At 56.0% G+C, this 17,722-nt stretch carries 15 protein-coding genes and 1 riboswitch; of the genes, 6 read left to right on the top strand and 9 right to left on the bottom strand.

What is annotated here, in order from left to right:
• Positions 1-466: 466 nt before the first annotated feature.
• Together B5F17_RS10735 and rfbD are read right to left on the bottom strand one after the other, a co-directional pair.
• The gene (locus tag B5F17_RS10735; RefSeq protein WP_087373726.1) at positions 467-1,756 is read right to left on the bottom strand and encodes a dicarboxylate/amino acid:cation symporter; all 1,290 of its coding nucleotides are present in this window, start codon (positions 1,754-1,756) and stop codon (positions 467-469) included.
• Positions 1,756-2,601: a dTDP-4-dehydrorhamnose reductase gene (rfbD, locus tag B5F17_RS10730; protein ID WP_087373724.1), complete on the bottom strand. Its 846-nt coding sequence runs from the start codon at positions 2,599-2,601 to the stop codon at positions 1,756-1,758. The genes B5F17_RS10735 and rfbD overlap by 1 nt, the downstream gene beginning before the upstream one ends.
• Before the next feature lie 378 nt (positions 2,602-2,979).
• On the opposite strand from rfbD, the gene B5F17_RS10725 reads away from it, so the two are divergent.
• The gene (locus B5F17_RS10725; protein WP_162608156.1) at positions 2,980-4,182 is read left to right on the top strand and encodes a GGDEF domain-containing protein; all 1,203 of its coding nucleotides are present in this window, start codon (positions 2,980-2,982) and stop codon (positions 4,180-4,182) included.
• A complete protein-coding gene (locus tag B5F17_RS10720; protein WP_087373720.1) occupies positions 4,175-5,413 on the top strand; it encodes a GGDEF domain-containing protein in 1,239 nt (412 codons plus the stop codon). Before B5F17_RS10725 ends, B5F17_RS10720 begins: the two co-directional genes overlap by 8 nt.
• 121 nt (positions 5,414-5,534) lie before the next feature.
• Here B5F17_RS10720 and B5F17_RS10715 read toward each other — a convergent pair whose 3' ends face one another.
• Both B5F17_RS10715 and B5F17_RS10710 read right to left on the bottom strand, forming a co-directional pair.
• The gene (locus tag B5F17_RS10715) at positions 5,535-6,071 is read right to left on the bottom strand and encodes a site-specific integrase (protein WP_087373719.1); all 537 of its coding nucleotides are present in this window, start codon (positions 6,069-6,071) and stop codon (positions 5,535-5,537) included.
• A 229-nt stretch (positions 6,072-6,300) separates the two neighbouring features.
• On the bottom strand, positions 6,301-8,418 hold the full coding sequence (locus tag B5F17_RS10710; protein WP_087373717.1) for a bifunctional diguanylate cyclase/phosphodiesterase: 2,118 nt from the start codon (positions 8,416-8,418) through the stop codon (positions 6,301-6,303).
• A 393-nt stretch (positions 8,419-8,811) separates the two neighbouring features.
• A riboswitch (FMN riboswitch) is annotated at positions 8,812-8,926 on the top strand.
• 167 nt (positions 8,927-9,093) lie between these two features.
• On the opposite strand from B5F17_RS10710, the gene ribD reads away from it, so the two are divergent.
• Genes ribD through ribH form a run of 4 tightly spaced genes read left to right on the top strand, consistent with a single transcriptional unit; the run spans position 9,094 to position 12,535 of the window.
• Positions 9,094-10,212: a bifunctional diaminohydroxyphosphoribosylaminopyrimidine deaminase/5-amino-6-(5-phosphoribosylamino)uracil reductase RibD gene (gene ribD, locus B5F17_RS10705; RefSeq protein WP_087373715.1), complete on the top strand. Its 1,119-nt coding sequence runs from the start codon at positions 9,094-9,096 to the stop codon at positions 10,210-10,212.
• Positions 10,194-10,826, top strand: coding sequence for a riboflavin synthase (locus tag B5F17_RS10700; protein WP_087373713.1), 633 nt, complete (start codon positions 10,194-10,196; stop codon positions 10,824-10,826). Before ribD ends, B5F17_RS10700 begins: the two co-directional genes overlap by 19 nt.
• 16 nt (positions 10,827-10,842) lie before the next feature.
• Complete coding sequence (locus tag B5F17_RS10695; RefSeq protein ID WP_087373711.1) at positions 10,843-12,042, top strand: bifunctional 3,4-dihydroxy-2-butanone-4-phosphate synthase/GTP cyclohydrolase II; 1,200 nt, start codon at positions 10,843-10,845, stop codon at positions 12,040-12,042.
• 28 nt (positions 12,043-12,070) lie between these two features.
• Positions 12,071-12,535 carry a 6,7-dimethyl-8-ribityllumazine synthase gene (gene ribH, locus B5F17_RS10690; RefSeq protein WP_016149269.1) on the top strand — a complete coding sequence of 155 codons (465 nt, stop codon included), beginning with the start codon at positions 12,071-12,073 and terminating at the stop codon, positions 12,533-12,535.
• On the opposite strand, the gene B5F17_RS10685 is transcribed toward ribH, so the two are convergent.
• The 5 genes from B5F17_RS10685 to B5F17_RS10665 form a co-directional block, all read right to left on the bottom strand.
• Positions 12,532-12,735 carry a hypothetical protein gene (locus B5F17_RS10685; RefSeq protein ID WP_087373709.1) on the bottom strand — a complete coding sequence of 68 codons (204 nt, stop codon included), beginning with the start codon at positions 12,733-12,735 and terminating at the stop codon, positions 12,532-12,534. The genes ribH and B5F17_RS10685 overlap by 4 nt on opposite strands.
• 183 nt (positions 12,736-12,918) lie before the next feature.
• Entirely contained in the window at positions 12,919-15,042 is a 2,124-nt protein-coding gene (ppk1, locus tag B5F17_RS10680) for a polyphosphate kinase 1 (RefSeq protein WP_087373707.1), read from the bottom strand.
• A gap of 19 nt (positions 15,043-15,061) precedes the next feature.
• A complete protein-coding gene (locus B5F17_RS10675; RefSeq protein WP_016149267.1) occupies positions 15,062-15,256 on the bottom strand; it encodes a hypothetical protein in 195 nt (64 codons plus the stop codon).
• A gap of 189 nt (positions 15,257-15,445) precedes the next feature.
• Positions 15,446-16,687, bottom strand: coding sequence for a serine/threonine transporter SstT (sstT, locus tag B5F17_RS10670; protein ID WP_087373705.1), 1,242 nt, complete (start codon positions 16,685-16,687; stop codon positions 15,446-15,448).
• Between the two features lie 285 nt (positions 16,688-16,972).
• Complete coding sequence (locus tag B5F17_RS10665) at positions 16,973-17,710, bottom strand: GltB/FmdC/FwdC-like GXGXG domain-containing protein (protein ID WP_087373703.1); 738 nt, start codon at positions 17,708-17,710, stop codon at positions 16,973-16,975.
• Positions 17,711-17,722 lie beyond the last annotated feature (12 nt).

Genomic DNA, 17,722 nt, shown 5'->3' with positions numbered 1-17,722 from the left:
TTTTTTGTACCGCGTGTCAATTTCATCAGGAAATTGACCAAGGTACCAACCGCTAAAGTTTTTTAAGCGCTCACCTTTCGGTGAAGTGCTTATTTATTTTACCAGACTCTTTTCTGTTTGTCAAGCTCTTTTTTAACTTTTTTCGAAGTTTTTCGCACTCCGAATCGTTAAATCTGAACTTTTCCAAACTTTTCGTCCGGTTTCGCTGATCAATCGGTCAGCCTATTTATAATACCACAGCCAGAATCCTGTGTCAACAACTTTTTTTCACTTTCTTGACCCATTATTCAAAAAGTTTCAAATCGTCGTGACGCTTCTTTCGTTGTGGAGGCCGCCTCTCGGAGACAGCCTGTATAGGATACCACCGCGGTCGACCGTTGTCAATCTTTTTTTACAAAATTTGACTTCTTTTTTTGTGCAAAAAAGAAGTCGGTCAAAGACCGACTTCTCCATGCAGCGCAAAGCCTTACGCTTCCAGCTCTGCTTCCTTCTTATTAAATACTTCCTTGTCGAGTGCCTGATTCTGGTTTGCGACGATGGTCGTGCAGACTGCGTCACCGGTGATGTTGACCGCAGTACGCGACATATCCAGAATACGGTCGATACCCATAATAAAGCCGATGCCTTCGATGGGCAGGCCGACCGAGGTCAGAACCATAGACAGGGTGACCAGACCAACCGACGGAACGCCAGCCGTACCGATCGACGCCAGGGTCGCGGTCGCAATAACGGTCAAGTAGTCCATCGGGGTCAGCGCGATGCCGTAAGCCTGCGCGATGAACACGACCGCAACGCCCTGCATGATGGACGTACCATCCATATTGATGGTCGCGCCCAGCGGGATAGTAAAGGACGAAATGCGGCGCGATACGCCCATCTTGCGCTCCAGCGTATCAATCGACAGCGGGATGGTCGCATTGGAGGTCGCGGTCGAGAACGCAAAGCCCATGACCGGCAGAAACTTCTTGATAAAACGGATGGGATTGAGTCCGGTGAATACCTTGAGCAGGATCTGATAAACGCCCAGGCACTGAATGACCAGCGCGAGCATAACCGCAAACATATATTTGATGAGCGGCTGGAATGCGTCAAAGCCCATGCCCGAGAAGGTACGTGCGATCAGGCAGAAAACGCCGATCGGTGCCAGCGACATGACCATCATGGTCATTTCCATCATAATATCGTTGCCCTGCTGGAACAGGTTGTGTACGATCTGGGTCTTGTCGCCCAGCTTTGCCAGGATGATACCGACGATGATGGCAAAGACGATGATCTGCAGCATGTTGCCGGTTGCCAGCGACTCAATCGGGTTTTTGGGGATGATATCGAGCAGCGTGTCTACCATGGACGTCTGGGTGGTTGCGATCTGAGTCTCAGCCACTTCCAGCGTATTCAGATCCATGCCAACACCGGGGTTAATGATGCGGGCAACGGTCAGTGCAACCGCGACCGCAAGCGCGGTTGTAATAATGTAAAAGACAACCGTGCGCACGCCGACTTTACCAAGCGTCTTGGTATCGCCGATCGCGGACGCGCCGCAGATGAGCGAGCACAGAACCAGCGGTACGACCAGCATCTGCATGAGGCGCAGGAAGCCCTGTCCGACCACATAGAACACGCCGTCGACCAGAATATTCTGTACGGCGTCATTGGGCAGCACGCAGTAGTGCAGGAAAACGCCCAGAATCGCGCCCAGCAACAGCGAAATAAAGATACGCGTTGTCAGGCCGATCTTTTTCTTCTCTGTCTTAGCCATCACCGCGCCCCCTTCTTACCGAAATAATCGGTCAGTGCGGTTTTCCAGTCGGGCATCTCGTACAGGCCGGTCATGCGCATCATCATATTGTCCAGCAGCGTAAAGCGCGGACGCATGGTCTCGCCTGCGACCGTGGTCTGCACCAGATTTTCGTCGTAACCGCTCAGGCGCAGAATCTCACGCGCAAACTCGGCACGGGTGCACGCACCGGTGCAGGATGCGTGGTACACGCCGTACTCACGCGATTCGATCAGCTTCTGGATGAAGCCGGCCAGCGCGTCGGCACTGGTCGGGGACGAAATCTCGTCGCCGGCAACCTGGATCGGCTCCCCCTTCTTGCCTGCTTCCAGTACCTGATGCAGGAAATCGTTTGCACCTGCACCGTAAATCCACGACGAGCGCACGATGACATGCTTGTCGGTCAGCTCACGTACCAGACGCTCACCCGCATACTTGCTCTTGCCGTAGATCGTAACCGGGTGCGGCTCCAAAAACTCGTGCAGCGGCTTGTTGCTCATGCCCTCGAACACGTCGTCGGTCGAGATCTGAATGAGCTTTGCATCAATGCGGCGGGCGGCAATGGCCAGATTGCGCGCGCCGAGTGCGTTTGCCTTGTACGCTTCCTCGGGCGAGGCCTCGCACTTCTGCACGTCGGTCAGACCGGCACAGTTGATAATGACGTCGGGATGGCTGACATCCGCAAAGTGGTTGACCGCTTCGCTGTCGCCGATCGGCACGTCCAGATCGCTCGGCAGGATGCGGTATTCAATATTGGTCAGCAGGCGGCACAGCGCCGAGCCCAGACGGCCGGACGAGCCTGTGATCCAAATACGCGTATAACTCATACGCAGGTTCCCCCTTTTCCGAAAACTATAAAAACTTACTGAATGATTATACACCTATTTCACCGCGCTCTCAATCCCATTTTTGCCATTTCTTGTATTTTTTGCACGCATAAAGCGTCATTTTATCAGAGCGTGTCACAATTTGCAGAAAATTTGCGCATGAATTTATATACAAACTCGCCCCTATATGCATTTTTCCCAGTTCCATTCGGTCGTTTTTGTTTATATCGCAAAATATCTGTGTATGTGTTACAAAATTCACTGAAAATTTTGTGAAATTTATTGAAACTGAAACTTTCCCCCACAGGTTGCATCTGATATAATGGAAAAAAATAATTCCGGCGTATGCGCCGCACGATCAATCATTCGGAGGAACCCATGAGTGATACCGCGCCGACCCTGATTTTATTATTTGTTGTATGTAATCTGGCGGAAAACTTGTATCATCTGTACTTTTTGTCGCGGATGGACACGCTGACCACCCGTCCGCTCTCTCTGATTTTGATTCAGCTTTTGTCCGTCGCCGCACAGACTTTTCTGCTGTTTTCCCCGCATTATTTCTCGCTGTCTCTGTTTTACGGGCTGATTTTCGTCTGTCAGTTTGCACAGAGTATGGTATGCCGTCTGTCACGCACCACGCCATTTGAAACCTTTATCGTGCGTTTCGTGCAGATGGTCGCGGTGCACCTGTGCCTGATCAGCATTTTTGCACTGCATTCCGATCGCAGTCTGGACGAGATTCTTTCCATGCAGACCTCGCGCGTGTTCAGTATCTGCATTGCGCTGGGCTTCGGCCTTCTGGTAAAGCTCTTAAACCGGCTCTTTCTGCCGCAGTACCGCTCCATTCTCGATCACGGACAGATCAAAGATTTTCGCTTTTTCAAGCACTTTACCATGCTCAGCGTCATCTATCTGTTTGCGCAGAGTATCCTGTGCGACCTCGACCCCACCCATCTGCTTATTCCGGCTTTTCTGCTCGGCTCCAACCTGCTTTTGATCTTTCTGCTGGTGGGCTATCTGGTCAACATCTATTATATCTCGCTGACCAGCGACGCCGAGCACTCTTATGATGAGCTTAACCGCTCGCTTGCCCAGGCCGACAGCCGTCTGCGCATCCTGCGCCACAGTGCCTATCACGACGAGCTGACCGGTGCGTTTTCCCGTGTTTACGCCTTCCAGTACATCGGCACGCTGCTCGAACAGCACACGCTGTTCGCGGTGGTCTACTTCGATCTCGACCGCCTCAAGCACATCAACGACACCCACGGCCACCAGCAGGGTGACCACTACCTTTGCAGCTTTGTCGACCAGATGCACCACCATATTCGACCCTCGGACGCACTCGCACGCATCGGCGGCGATGAATTTGTGCTCATCCTGCCCGGATGCGACCGCGTGATGGCCGACCAGCGTATGGAGGAGATCGGGCGCGAGATCGAACAGGGCGAGGAAGCGCTGCTGTTCAGCTTCGGTACTTCGGACTCGACCGAGGCGCGCGACGTGCACACCCTGCTCGAATGCGCAGACCAGCGCATGTACACCCGCAAAAAAGAGCGGAAAGGACGGTCGGATCATGCATGACAATTTGATCTTTCTCCTGTGCACGGCCATCTCTTACTATATTTACTGCGGCGGTGCGCTTAAAATCGGCTATACCGTTCTGACCCCGCAGCCGGTGAGCCGTCTGTCCTCGACCATCGTCTTTCCCATCAATTTTTCCGTGCTCTGTCTGGTCGCCGCACTGGAACTCGAGCTGATTGCCAACTGGATTTTATTCCTGATTATCCTGTCCATTGAATTTCTCATCCTGTTCCCATCGGACAAGCTGGGCGCATTCTTTCTCACCCTGCTGTGCATCCTGTGCGGGATGGCGGTCAATCTGCTCCTGCGCGCAGCCTTTTCACTGGTTCTGCGCATTCCGCTGGCCAGTTTTTCCCCGTTTGACTTCCTGCGCGTGTCCTCGGCAGTCGTCGGCTTCATGCTGACCGGTCTTGGACTGCGCTGGCTGTCCGGCAGCCGCTATGCCGCATCGCTTGTCCGCATTCTGCGCCTGCGGCGGCATCTGCCGTTTTTGCTCTGGATTATGGTGGTGCTGTTCGTGTCTCTGACCCTGCACCTGCTCTTGTACTTGCGGCTCGACTATTCCCCGCTGCCCAAGCTGTGGAGTCTGGCATCCTGCCTGTTTGCCCTGCTCGGTCTGTACTGGTCGCTGTGCTACGCCGCCCGCCTGAGCTACCTCGATCACCTGCATCTGCAAAACACAACCCTGCAAAAGGCGCTCGCCTTCCGGCAGGTGCAGGAAGCACAGCTCGCCGCGGCTTCCAATCAGGACGCTCTGACCGGTCTGCCCAACCGCCGCGCGGCACAGCAGACACTGACCCACTGGCTGGAACAGGACACACCCTTTGCGCTGTGCCTGATCGATCTGGACGGACTCAAACAGGTCAACGACGTATACGGCCACAGTCATGGCGATCAGTACATTCTGACCGTGTCCCAGCTCCTGCAGCACGCCTGCCGCAAGGATGAGGACGCGCTGTTCCGCTTCGGCGGGGACGAATTCATCCTGTTATTCCACAATATGACCCGGGATTCCGCCCGTCAGCGTCTGGAATCGATCAGTGAAGCGCTCGCCCAGACCGAAGGAAATATGCCGATGGCGTTCAGCTACGGCATTGCGCTGCGCCAGCCCAATGACACACTTGATACGATCATTCAGCGCGCGGACTCGCAGATGTACGACATGAAACACGCGCATAAATCCCGGCAAAGCCGGGATTTGAAGGAAGAAGTAAGAGTGAATAGGGAATAGGTGTTTTCACTTTTTACTTCTTCACTTTTTACTTCTTCACTCTTCACTATTCACTATTCACTATTACCTATCAGACAAAAAAACCACCCAATCGGGTGGTTTTTTGTGTCTCTCGGTGCGGTCAGAGGAAGAAGTCGGCCAACGTGTCGTCGATTTCGTCCTGCGTAATACCGATATAGCGCAGAGTGATGGACGGCGACGCGTGGTTGAAGAGCTGCTGGAGCAGCGCCACGTCCTTGTATCGCTTATAATGGAAATATCCGAAGGTCTTGCGCAGCGTGTGCGTGCCGATGTTGTCCAGCCCGACCTCGCGTGCGGCGTCGTTTAAAATATAGTACGCCTGAATGCGGCTGATGTGCCCGCCCTTGCGGCTGGGAAAGACGTATTCCTCGGGCGCGCGCCCGACGGTGTACTGCTCGATCTCGTGGCGCAGCTGGTTATTGATAAAAAAGCGCTTGCGCTTTCCGGTCTTTTTCTCCTGCACGACCAGATGGGTGCCCATGAGGTCACCGATGCGCAGCGGCAGCAGGTCGCTGATGCGCATTCCCACATTGATGCCCAGAACGAACAAAAAATAGTTGCGTTCGCTCTTGCACAGCAGGGCTTTTTTCATCGCGTCGATCTTGGCATGGTCGCGGATCGGCTGAACGGTTTTCATCTATCCCATCCTTTCTTTATCAAACAGTATACTACAATATGTTAAATTCAGGCAAGTCCTACGGACAAAGTGCAAAATATACAACCCTCTTTCTGTGTTTTTGTGCAGGGTGACAGGATTCTATTTAACACAATGTGGATTTTGTTAAATAGCGATCGGACAGCGCAAGCGTCGGCATAGAAGGGCATAAAAAAACAGGATACAATCGGCTGACTGCATCCTGTTTTGCTTATTCGGTTTTGGATGAATTTTCCTGTGGGCGCAGGTCGCGGGTATATCCTGCCACAATGTACCCTTTTTGATACGGCATCCGAACGAGCGTAATCTCTGCCGGAATGGGTGTGCCGTCCAGCTTTTGATGCATCCACGAGAAGACCGTGCGCCCCTCGCGGAACGCCTGGGAAATCTTTTCGTATGCGACCTCGGAGGACGGACGGCCATCGGGCTGGCAGGGCGGGGACAACTCAAAGAAGCGTTCTAGGTATTCACCCTCGTTGCGCAGGTCGAACAGCTCGACCACCGCGGTATTGCACGCCATATTCTCGAATTTTTCATTCCACACGTTAATGCTGAGCGGCGTTGCGTTCATCATCGTGCGCAGCAAGTCGTTGTCGCTGAGCATGGTGTTGTTGCGCTCCTGCTTATCAGCCCGTGCCGAACGGGACCGGAAACAGTCGGGGTGGGCAATCAGGTCACGCGCGAAGGTATCCGCGTCCAGCGGTTTGGACGTGTAATAGCCCTGACAGGTGTCGGCGTACAGGTTGTTGACCGTGCGCAGCTCGTCCTGCGTCTCGATGCCCTCAACGCACACGCGCAAGCCGGCGTTGTGGCACAGGGCAATGACCGCCTTGACGAAGTTATAGTTATAACTGTTGTTGTGAATGGATGTGATAAACGAGCGGTCGATCTTGACGATATCGCTCGGCAGCTGCTGCAAGCGTCCGAGAGAGGAATAGCCAGTGCCGAAGTCGTCGATCGCCAGCCGGATGCCGCCCGCACGCAGGGTGGACAGCGTCTGTGCAACACCGCTCTCCTCGTCGGCAAAGCAACTCTCGGTCAGCTCGAGCACCAGATGCTCGGGCGGCAGACCGATCTCGTTTAACGTCTGGAACACGCGCTGACTGAACCCGTCGCCGAGCGACTGATAGAGCGAGACATTGACGTTCATGGTGAATTCGGGCAGCTGCTCGACCCAAGTCTTGCACACTGACACCGCCTGTCGGAATGCCCACATGCCCACGTCGCTCATCAGTCCCTCGCGCTCGAGCAAGGGAACGAAGCTGTCCGGTCGAATGCGTCCGAATTCCGGGCTTTCGTAGCGCAAAAGCGCTTCTGCACCCACCAAACGCAGCGAATCTGCCGTGCAAATGGGCTGGTACACCAGATAAAAGCCCTCAAATCCGCGGGCGACGCTCTGGCTGAGTTCCTGAATCAGTTTTTGCTCGTGCAGGGTGCTTGGCAGCATGGACGGGCAGAAGATTTTGAGTCGGTTCTTGCCGCTCTTCTTGGCCTGACGCATGGCAAGCACCGCGTTGCGCAGCAGACCTGCCCAATCAGGCCCGCTGTCGGCAAACATCGCCACGCCGCCCGAAATGCTGAACTGATAGCTGATGCCGTCCAGGCTGCGCAGGTGGCGGACGTACTCCTGCAAGCACTCGAACAGCTCGCGCATCTTGGCATGATTGCACGCACGGCACAGCACGAGGAACTGGTCGCCGTTGAGGCGGTACAGGTCAGCGCCCTCGGGCAGAAGTGCCTGCAATTCCTGAATGACTGTGCGCAGTACCATATCGCCGAATGCGTGTGAGTACAGCATATTGATGCGGGTAAAATCGTCGATGTTAAAGAGCAGAATGCCGCACTGCTGCGCCTGTCCGTGCGCAATCAGCGACTCGACCACCCGGCGGCAGCGGTCACTCGTGTGCAGACCGGTCACGCGATCGACCTCGCCGTCCTGCTCGAGATTCTCCAGAATGCCGATGACGTGGGTGGGCTTGTCCATGCCGGGCGGCTGGTAGATGCGTCCGCGCGCACGCACCCAGAAATACCGTCCTGAGGTTGCACGCATCTGAAATTCGTCGTCAAAAGTTTGTTTCTGTGTGCTGTACAGCAGCGAAATAGACTCGTCTACCCGGTCGCGATCACGCGGGTGAATGCGCGCAAGCCAGGTTTCACGCGCGTTCTGAATCACACACTCGGAAAAGCCGAAATCCTGCCTTGCTTTTTCCGAGATACAGATGCGGTCGCTCCTGATGTCGGTCAGGTACAAATATCCCATAATACTGTCTGCAACCGCGTCGTAAAGAAACTCCAGTGACGGGACAAAATCATGTATATTCATTTCCATTTTTGCCCTCCTGGGTACGTACTTTCAGCCGGTCAAAAATCGTGTGCAGACGGGCAAACCGTCCAGATTTTTTGCGGCAGAAAGGATGATTTATTTCTATCATTCTCTCACGTCCGAGGTACCTCTGTCAAGCCTTTCTATGTTTCATCTCCCGTCAAATGCACACCGCTGTTCTAGTCCGCGCGCGCCCTATTTTGTGTTTTATATTCCCTACGTTTTGTATCATTCATCCGGGTACAAAAACCTCTGTCCCATCGCATGGTTTCTGACCTTTTTTGTCCTCTCATTTGGCCCGCTGGTTTTGGGCTGCCCACATATTTTTTACGGCACTGTGCTAAAATAATGCTTGACAAAATTCGCCGTCCGGGCGTATACTGGCCTCGTTGATAGAACATACATCTTCAGGGCAGGGTGCAATTCCCTACCGGTGGTACAGCCCACGAGCCGCAAGGCATGATTCGGTGAAACTCCGAAGCCGACAGTACAGTCTGGATGAAAGAAGATGACAAAACCCCAAGATCACATGATCTGCGTGTATTTGCCGAACTTTTACGCCCTGGAATGCTTGCATTCCGGGTTTTTTTGTTGGTAAATGCGCTTATTTTTCGATTTTGTCTCATGCCCTGAACCCCAAGGTTCGGGGCATCTTTTTTTGCAGAAATGAGGCGGTATTTTATGAGCCATTCGGCTGAAGATCTGGAATATATGCGCCGTGCGCTGTCGCTTGCCGCACGCGGCGCGGGACATGTCAGCCCCAATCCTCTGGTCGGCGCGGTCATCGTCCGAGATGGCCGGGTGATCGGTGAGGGATGGCACGCCATGTTCGGCGGGCCGCACGCCGAGCGCAACGCGCTGGCAAACTGCACCGAGTCACCGCGCGGCGCGACCATCTACGTGACGCTTGAACCCTGCTGCCACCACGGCAAGACCCCGCCGTGCACCGACGCGCTCATCGAACAGGGACTTGCGCGCGTGGTCGTCGGTTCGTCCGACCCCAACCCGCTGGTTGCCGGGAAGGGCGTGCGCATCCTGCGCGAACACGGCATTGAAGTGGTGGAAAACGTCCTGAAAGACGAGTGTGACCGCTTAAACGCACCGTTTTTCCACTATATTCGCAACAAAACACCCTTTGTGGTGCTCAAATACGCCATGACCATGGACGGCAAGATTGCCACACGCACGGGCGCTTCCCAGTGGATTACCGGCGAAATTGCACGTGAGCAGGTGCATCGCGACCGCAACCGGTACACGGCGATCATGGTCGGTGTGGGCACGGTGCTGGCCGACGACCCCATGCTGACCTGCCGCATCCCCGGCGGACGCGACCCCATCCGCATCGTGTGCGACAGCCGCCTGTCTACCCCGCCCTCCGCCCGTCTGGTCGAGAGCGCGGGCAGCCTGACTACCATCTTGGCGACCTGCTGCACCGACTCCGACCGCCACGCACCCTATCTGGCCGCGGGATGCGAGATTTTGACCGTTCCGGCAGACGCCGACGGGCATGTCGATCTTGCAGCGCTCATGCAGGCACTCGGCGCACGCGGCATCGACAGCATCGTGCTCGAGGGCGGCGGCACGCTCGCCTGGGCGGCGCTGCGTGCGGGTATCGTCCACCGTGTCCAAGCCTACATCGCGCCCAAGCTGTTCGGCGGCGCACAGGCCAAAACCCCGGTGCAGGGCGTGGGCGTTGCCTACCCGGACGACGCCGTCCACCTGTCCGCACCCCGTGTCACCCAGCTGGGCGACGATCTGCTGCTGGAAAGTGAGGTCATTGCATGTTTACAGGAATCGTAGAGGAAGTCGGACGGGTACAGTCCATCCGGCGCGAGCCGGCAAACGCCGTGCTGACGATTACAGCGTCCAAGGTGCTCGAGGACGTGCATCTGGGCGACAGCATCGCGGTGTGCGGCGTGTGCCTGACGGTCACTTCGTTTACATCGAGCGCGTTCACCGCCGACGTGATGCACGAGACGCTGAACCGCTCGTCGCTCGGCGCACTGGGGCCGGGCAGTCCGGTCAATTTAGAGCGCGCCATGCCTGCAAATGGCCGCTTCGGCGGGCATATCGTGTCCGGTCACATCGACGGCACGGGCAGAATCACCCGTATTCGACCGGACGGCAATGCGGTCTGGTATACGGTCAGCGCCACGCCGTCGCTGCTGCGCTACATCGTGGAAAAAGGCTCGATCGCCATTGACGGCATCAGCCTGACCGTCGCGCAAGTCACCGGACGCGACTTCTCGGTCTCCATCATCCCGCACACCCAGGGACAGACCACCCTGTCCGCCCGACGGGTCGGGGATACGGTCAATCTGGAGACCGACTGCATCGGAAAATATGTCGAAAAACTGCTGGGCAGCCCGGATGCGGGCATCACCCAGGCATTCTTAGCCCGCTGCGGCTACTGATTTGGGAGGCTTTTTTATGCAACAGTACAACACCATCGAGCAGGCGCTCGAAGACCTGCGACAGGGCAAGATCATCCTGGTCACCGACGACGAAAACCGCGAAAATGAGGGCGATATGATCTGCGCCGCGCGGTTTGCGACCACAGAAAACGTCAATTTCATGGCGAAGTATGCCAAGGGACTGATCTGCACGCCCATGAGCGAGGAGATTGCCCAGCGTCTGGGTCTCGAGCAGATGGTTAAGGTCAACACCGACAACCACCAGACCGCCTTCACCGTGTCCATTGACCACGTCAAGACCACGACCGGTATCTCGGCCGAAGAGCGCGGTTTTACCTGCCGTGCCTGCGTCGACCCGGCTTCCCGCCCGGAGGATTTCCGCCGTCCGGGTCATGTGTTCCCGCTGGTTGCCCGCCGCGGCGGTGTGCTGTGCCGTCCGGGTCACACCGAGGCCACCGTTGACCTCATGCGTCACGCCGGCCTGCCCGAGTGCGGTCTGTGCTGCGAGATCATGCGCGACGATGGCACCATGATGCGCGGCGACGAGCTGCGTGAGCACGCGGAAAAATGGGGCATGACCATGATTACCATTCGGGATCTGCAGGACTACTGCCGCCGTCACGACAAACACGTCGTGCGCGAGGCCTGCGCCGAGATGCCCACCCGTTTCGGTGATTTCCGCATCTACGGCTATATCAACGACCTGACCGGCGAGCACCATGTCGCACTGGTCAAGGGCGAAATTGGCGACGGCAAACAGCTTCTGTGCCGCGTGCACTCCGAGTGCCTGACCGGCGACGTGTTCGGCTCGGCGCGGTGTGACTGCGGCCAGCAGCTCGCGGCAGCCCTCACCCAGATCGAGAAAGAGGGACGCGGTGTGCTGCTGTACATGCGTCAGGAAGGCCGCGGCATCGGCCTGATCAACAAGCTCAAGGCGTACGAGCTGCAGGAACAGGGCTTTGATACGGTCGAAGCCAATGTCAAGCTGGGCTTTGCTCCCGACCTGCGCGAGTACTGGATTGGTGCGCAGATCTTGCAGGATCTGGGCGCGAAGGAGCTGCGTCTCTTAACCAATAACCCGGAAAAGGTCTATGGTCTGGACGGTTTCGGCGTGGAGATCGTCGAGCGCGTACCCATTCAGGTTGCCGCAACCGCGCACGACCTGTTCTACCTCAAGACCAAGCAGAAGCGCATGGGACATATCTTGAACTACTAAGCACAAAATGACCGAAAGGATGAGTATAATGAATCTGTTTGAAGGAAAACTGACCGCGCAAAACATCAAGGTGGGCATCGTTGCCGCACGTTTTAACGAGTTCATCACCAGTAAGCTGCTGGGCGGCGCAATGGACGGCCTGACCCGCCTGGACGTGCGCGAGGAGGACATCGACGTTGCCTGGGTACCGGGTGCGTTTGAGATTCCGCTGATTGCGTCCAAGATGGCACAGAGCGGTAAGTACGACGCGGTCATCTGCTTGGGCGCTGTCATCCGCGGCAGCACCAGCCATTATGATTATGTGTGCGCGGAAGTGTCTAAGGGTATCGCACAGGTATCACTGTCGACCGGCGTACCGGTTATGTTCGGCGTGCTGACCACCGATACCATTGAGCAGGCGATCGAGCGTGCAGGCACTAAGGCGGGTAATAAGGGCTTTGACTGCGCACAGGGCGCAGTTGAGATGGTCAATTTGTGCCGCGCGATGGCTTAATCCCGCCCGCAGGCGAAATGAAGCTTTCGCTCAAGCCTTTCTCGAAAGGCTTGCGGAGTCTTGAGGCAGAGCCTCAAGTCGCGGCTCGCAAGCCGCGAAACTCCCCCTTTGATTCCGGTCTTTTGACCGGAATCAACCAAAATAAAAAAATAATCGCTCGCCGCAGCGAGCGAAATACCCCGCGGCCATTGGCCGCTCATGGGAAAGACCGTCCCTTCGGACGGTCTTTCCTTTTTTGTTTGTTTGAATTGATTCCCGGGGCGGACACCGGGAATCAAAAAGGGGATTCCGCCGTCTGCGGACGGCGTCTCAGGGCTCTGCCCTGAGAACCCGCAGCCTTTCGAGAAAGGCTGGCGAAAGCTTTAATTAGGGGTGCGGTGCTTTTAGCCTTTATGACCGTGGAACAGACCCGTGAGCCAATCCATAAACCCGTGCTTTTTATCCGGTTCCAGATCAATCATCTGATCATCCGGTTCGAGTGCCTTGGCCATCAGCATCTGTTGACTATCAATCGGCGTCTCACGAATCGGACGGGTACGATAAGAGCCGTCGCGCTGCAAAGCGCGTGCCTTGACGTTATCCGCCCAGCAAGTATCCATCAGATAATGAATCTTCTCGCGGACGTTCTGATCGTAGATCGGGCATGCAACCTCCACGCGCTTTTCGGTATTGCGCGTCATAAAGTCAGCCGAGGCGATATACATACGCTCGTCATTTCCCTGACCAAAGCAATACACGCGGGAGTGTTCGAGGAAGCGTCCGACGATGGAAATGACCTCAATATTCTCGGTTTTCTCTGGGATATCGGGCAGAATACAGCAGATACCGCGCACGATCATACGCACGCGCACACCGGCGCACGAAGCCTGTTTGAGTTTCTCAATCAGGTCGATATCAGTGATGGCGTTCATCTTGATGAAGATGCGGCCCTCGCCGCGCTTGGCGATCTCGCGGTCGATCTCGCGGATGATGCCAGTTTTGAGCGAGGACGGGGCGACCATCAGGTGCTCGTACTGACCGGACACATTGCCAATGGCGAGGTTCTGGAAGAAGTGGTTTGCATCCTGACCGATCGCCGGATTGGCTGTAATCAGCGACAAGTCGGTATACTGCAAAGCGGTCTTTTCATTATAGTTACCCGTGCCGACCTGGGTGATATACTGCACGCTGCCCTGGCTGCGGCGGGTAATCAGGCAGACCTTGGAGTGCACCTTATAGTTCTCCACGCCATAAATGACCGTGCATCCGGCGTCCTCCAGACGTTCCGACCAGTCGATATTATTCTGCTCGTCGAAGCGTGCGCGCAGCTCGATAAAGGCGGTCACGTCCTTGCCGGCCTCGGCAGCCGCGCACAGGTACTCGACCAACTTGGCCTTACGCGCCAGTCGATAAATGGTGATTTTAATGGAAATAACATCCGGGTCGTATGCCGACTCGCGGATAAGATGCAAAAAGGTGTCCATGCCCTCAAACGGATAGGACAGCAGGATATCATGTGCCTGTACCTGCGGTGTAATGGGCGCATTTAAGCGCACCCCGTGCGGTACACCGGGTGTAAACGGCGCGTCGGTCAGTGCGCGGCGCTTATTTTCGCTGAGTTTTGCAGGCAGGGCAAAGGCATAACCCATTTTAAGCGGTGCATTGGTGACATAGACCTGTTCCTGTGTGACCGGCAGGTGCTCCTTGAGATACTTTAAGAAGGTCTCGCTGATCGGCCTGGACAGCTCGAGGCGCACGGGCGCGAGGCGCTGGCGCTGGCGCAGCAGTTTTTTCATCTTGCCGCGGAAATCGTCGCTGTCGAAGTCAAACGCCTCATCGTCGGGGTTGATATCGGCGTTACGGGTGACGCAGAAGACGGTCTTTTCCAGGATCGTGTCGTCCTTGAAGATCTGGGACACGTGCTCTAGGATGACTTCCTCAGTACGGATGTATCGCGTCTCGCCGCCGGGCAAAAAGATGACCTCGGGCAGGGCTGCGGGCACCGGGATGACCGCAAACATGGGATTGTTTTTATATTTGAGCCATGCGCCGATGTGCAGCGCCTTATTTTGCAGATGCGGGAAGGGATGGTGGGTGTCCACGATCTGCGGCGACAGGATGGGCGCGATGGAGGATTTGAAATACTGGCGCACGAACTTGACCTCGGTCTCTGCCAGCTCGTCATAGTGCAGCTGGCAGATGCCGTGCACGCGCAGCTGCTGTTCGACCTCCTGATAGATCTGCTGACGGCGGGCGTAGAGCACGCGGACGGCCTCATAGATGTGCGTCAGCTGCTCGCCAGGCGTCCAGCCGCTCTTCTGGTCGATGGTGTGCGTCTTGAAGTGGGACAGATCGAACAGACTGCCCACGCGAATCATAAAAAATTCGTCCAGGTTGCTGGTGAAGATGGCGATGAACTTGAGGCGCTCGAGCAGCGGCACGGTCTCGTCGGTGGCCTCCATCAGCACGCGCTCGTTAAAGCGCAGCCAGGACAGTTCTCGGTTTTGTGTAAATCTGGTATCGGGCATTTGGGGTTTCCCCGCCTCCTTAAAAATAAGTCCTATGACAGCTCATGCGTTTGAGCTGACTGACGACCGTGCTGCAAATCTCATTATACTCCTTTAAATAGGTGAGCTTGCGGCGATATTCCTCACTGCGCTTTTTCTGCTGCTGCCGCCAGACCGGGCAGGTCTTGTGACAGCCTTCCTGATACATCAGACAGGTGGACTTACAGGGAATCATGGCAAAGGCCCCTTTCTTTGGAAAAAAACGGTCAGGTGATCGCGTGCACACGGAATTGTCATTTCTATTTTCATGATATCCCGCATTGCGTGAAAAGACAATCGTACCTTGGAAAAGCATTTGTAAAATTTTGCAGAAATGGGTAGAAATCTAACAAAAAAGGAACGCTCGAAAGCGTTCCTTTGGGTTTTATGCCTGGGTATAGGACTGTGCAGCGGCAGAGCCTTCCAGCTTGCGGCGCTTGGACAGTTCAGCAACTGCGGTGTAGAGTACGTCGGTGGACGAATTGATTGCGGTCTCGCAGGAGTCCTGAATAACGCCGACGATGAAGCCAACGCCGACAACCTGCATCGCGACGTCGTTGGGGATGCCGAACAGGCTGCAAGCGAGCGGTACGAGCAGCAGCGAGCCGCCGGCAACGCCGGACGCACCGCAGGCCGAGACGGCAGACAGCACGCTCAGCACGACAGCCGATGCGAAGTCGACCTGGATGCCCAGGGTATTCGCAGCCGCCAGCGCCAGGATGGAAATGGTCACGGCAGCGCCGCCCATGTTGATGGTCGAGCCAAGCGGAATGGAGACCGCGTAGGTATCACGATCCAGACCCAGCTCCGCGCACAGGCGCATATTGACCGGGATATTTGCCGCAGAAGAGCGGGTAAAGAAAGCCGTGATGCCGCTGTCCTTGAGGCACTTGAGCACCAGCGGGAAGGGATTTCTGCGAATGCCGATGAAAACGATGATGGGATTGACCACGAAAGCGACGAAGGCCATGGTGCCGACCAGCAGCACGATGAGCTTGCCGTAGCTGAGCAGCGAGTCGATACCCTGCTGGGAAATGGTGGTGAAGACCAGACCCAGAACGCCGAAGGGTGCGCAGTTGATGATCCAGCGAACGATCTGCGAGATCGCGTCTGCAACCGACTCAATGGCGACCTTAACGCCCTCGGGCGCCTTGCGCAGCGCGATGCCGAGCAGGACAGCCCATGCCAGAATGCCGATATAGTTTGCATTGACCAGCGCGTCGACCGGGTTTGCGACCAGATTCATCATCAGGGTGTTCAGAACCTCACCGATGCCGCCGGGCGGGGTGATGTCCGAGGTAGACTGCGTGAGCGTCAGAGTGACGGGGAACAGGAAAGACGCGATAACGGCCATCAGACCGGCGAGGAAGGTGCCGAGCAAATACAGGCCGATGATATGCTTCATGTTGGTCTGCTTGCCCTCCTGGTGCTTTGCCAGCGCGGACATGACCAAAAACAGGACGAGAATGGGTGCGATCGCCTTGAGCGCACCGACAAACAGATTGCCGAGCAGCGAAAGCGCGGTCGCCTGCGGGACGACCAGACCCAGAACGATACCAATAATCAGGCCGCAGATGATGCGCTTGACCAGACTGATCTCGTTCCAACGGGTTACGAGGTTCTTCATGTGTTTCTTTCAACTCCCTTAATTTTGACTTTTTCTAGTATATCACACTTTTTTCGGTTTGAAAACGCCCTTTTTACAGTTTTTTGCCTCGTTCGCGCACAATATGGAAAAGTGTCCTTGTCAGAAGGACAAGAACAGATATCCGCATCGGGTGGAATCTGTCCGGACAAGGGCGATTTGCACGCCTTTTTTTGTACCCAATATTGTGCACACAAAAAGGCCGGTGTCTGCACAAACACCGGTCTTTTCTCGGTTATTTTTCGGATTTTTCCAGACAAATCAGCATTAAATCACGCTGGTGTACATGCGGTGATATCCCTTTTCCGGGTTAGGGCTGAGCACGAAATACTGTGCGCCCAGCAGAGCCTCGGGGTCACCGCCAAATTTTTCGCAATACGCCTCGACATGCGGCCGCATTTCCGCCCGGTCGGCATCGGTGCACGCATGCACGCACACCTGTTCGGGCAATCCCTCGGGTTTGCGGTCACAGCGCAAAATGATTTTTCCGCCGTGCATGCCCGTTCCGCAGAAGAATCCGGCGGGATATTTGCCGTCCAGACCGATGCCGAGCACCACAATCAGGCCGCCGGCGAGGTATTCACCCAAAAAAGAGCCCGCGCCCGCGCCAATGACCAAAACCGGCTCGTGATTCTCGTAAGCCTTCATGTGGATGCCTGCGCGGTAGCCCACATCGTCACGAATGAGAATGCGTCCTCCGCGCATTCCGTAGCCCGCCGCGTCGCCGCACCGGCCATGTACCACGATCTCACCCGCGTTCATGGTGTCGCCGGTGGCCTCCTGCGCCGAGCCGAAGACCTCGATCTTGCCGCCGCTCAGGTACTGCCCGAGACCGTTGCCCGGCGTGCCGTACAGGGTCAGGTTCTTGTCCTGCATCGCGCAGCCCAGGTACCGCTGCCCCATCACGCCGCGCACGGTGATTTCGCTCGCGCCCTGTGCGCGTAAACTGTCGTTTAATGCTCTATAATCCATGCCTGCGGCCTGCATTTCAATCGTTTTGTGCATTGTTCTGCCCCC

This window comes from Butyricicoccus pullicaecorum (assembly GCF_002160355.1).
Lineage (GTDB): Bacteria > Bacillota > Clostridia > Oscillospirales > Butyricicoccaceae > Butyricicoccus > Butyricicoccus pullicaecorum.
Note: the sequence above shows the minus strand (reverse complement) of the source record. Positions and strands in the feature narration are given on the sequence as shown.

Excerpts from the sequence above, each read along its gene's own strand:
- sstT (WP_087373705.1), bottom strand. The coding sequence starts at position 16,687 with ATGAAGAACCTCGTAACCCGTTGGAACGAGATCAGTCTGGTCAAGCGC.
- ribH (WP_016149269.1), top strand. The coding sequence starts at position 12,071 with ATGAATCTGTTTGAAGGAAAACTGACCGCGCAAAACATCAAGGTGGGC.
- B5F17_RS10665 (WP_087373703.1), bottom strand. The coding sequence starts at position 17,710 with ATGCACAAAACGATTGAAATGCAGGCCGCAGGCATGGATTATAGAGCA.
- B5F17_RS10715 (WP_087373719.1), bottom strand. The coding sequence starts at position 6,071 with ATGAAAACCGTTCAGCCGATCCGCGACCATGCCAAGATCGACGCGATG.
- B5F17_RS10725 (WP_162608156.1), top strand. The coding sequence starts at position 2,980 with ATGAGTGATACCGCGCCGACCCTGATTTTATTATTTGTTGTATGTAAT.
- B5F17_RS10735 (WP_087373726.1), bottom strand. The coding sequence starts at position 1,756 with ATGGCTAAGACAGAGAAGAAAAAGATCGGCCTGACAACGCGTATCTTT.
- B5F17_RS10685 (WP_087373709.1), bottom strand. The coding sequence starts at position 12,735 with ATGAGCGGCCAATGGCCGCGGGGTATTTCGCTCGCTGCGGCGAGCGAT.
- B5F17_RS10695 (WP_087373711.1), top strand. The coding sequence starts at position 10,843 with ATGCAACAGTACAACACCATCGAGCAGGCGCTCGAAGACCTGCGACAG.
- rfbD (WP_087373724.1), bottom strand. The coding sequence starts at position 2,601 with ATGAGTTATACGCGTATTTGGATCACAGGCTCGTCCGGCCGTCTGGGC.
- B5F17_RS10710 (WP_087373717.1), bottom strand. The coding sequence starts at position 8,418 with ATGGAAATGAATATACATGATTTTGTCCCGTCACTGGAGTTTCTTTAC.
- ribD (WP_087373715.1), top strand. The coding sequence starts at position 9,094 with ATGAGCCATTCGGCTGAAGATCTGGAATATATGCGCCGTGCGCTGTCG.
- B5F17_RS10675 (WP_016149267.1), bottom strand. The coding sequence starts at position 15,256 with ATGATTCCCTGTAAGTCCACCTGTCTGATGTATCAGGAAGGCTGTCAC.
- ppk1 (WP_087373707.1), bottom strand. The coding sequence starts at position 15,042 with ATGCCCGATACCAGATTTACACAAAACCGAGAACTGTCCTGGCTGCGC.
- B5F17_RS10700 (WP_087373713.1), top strand. The coding sequence starts at position 10,194 with ATGTTTACAGGAATCGTAGAGGAAGTCGGACGGGTACAGTCCATCCGG.
- B5F17_RS10720 (WP_087373720.1), top strand. The coding sequence starts at position 4,175 with ATGCATGACAATTTGATCTTTCTCCTGTGCACGGCCATCTCTTACTAT.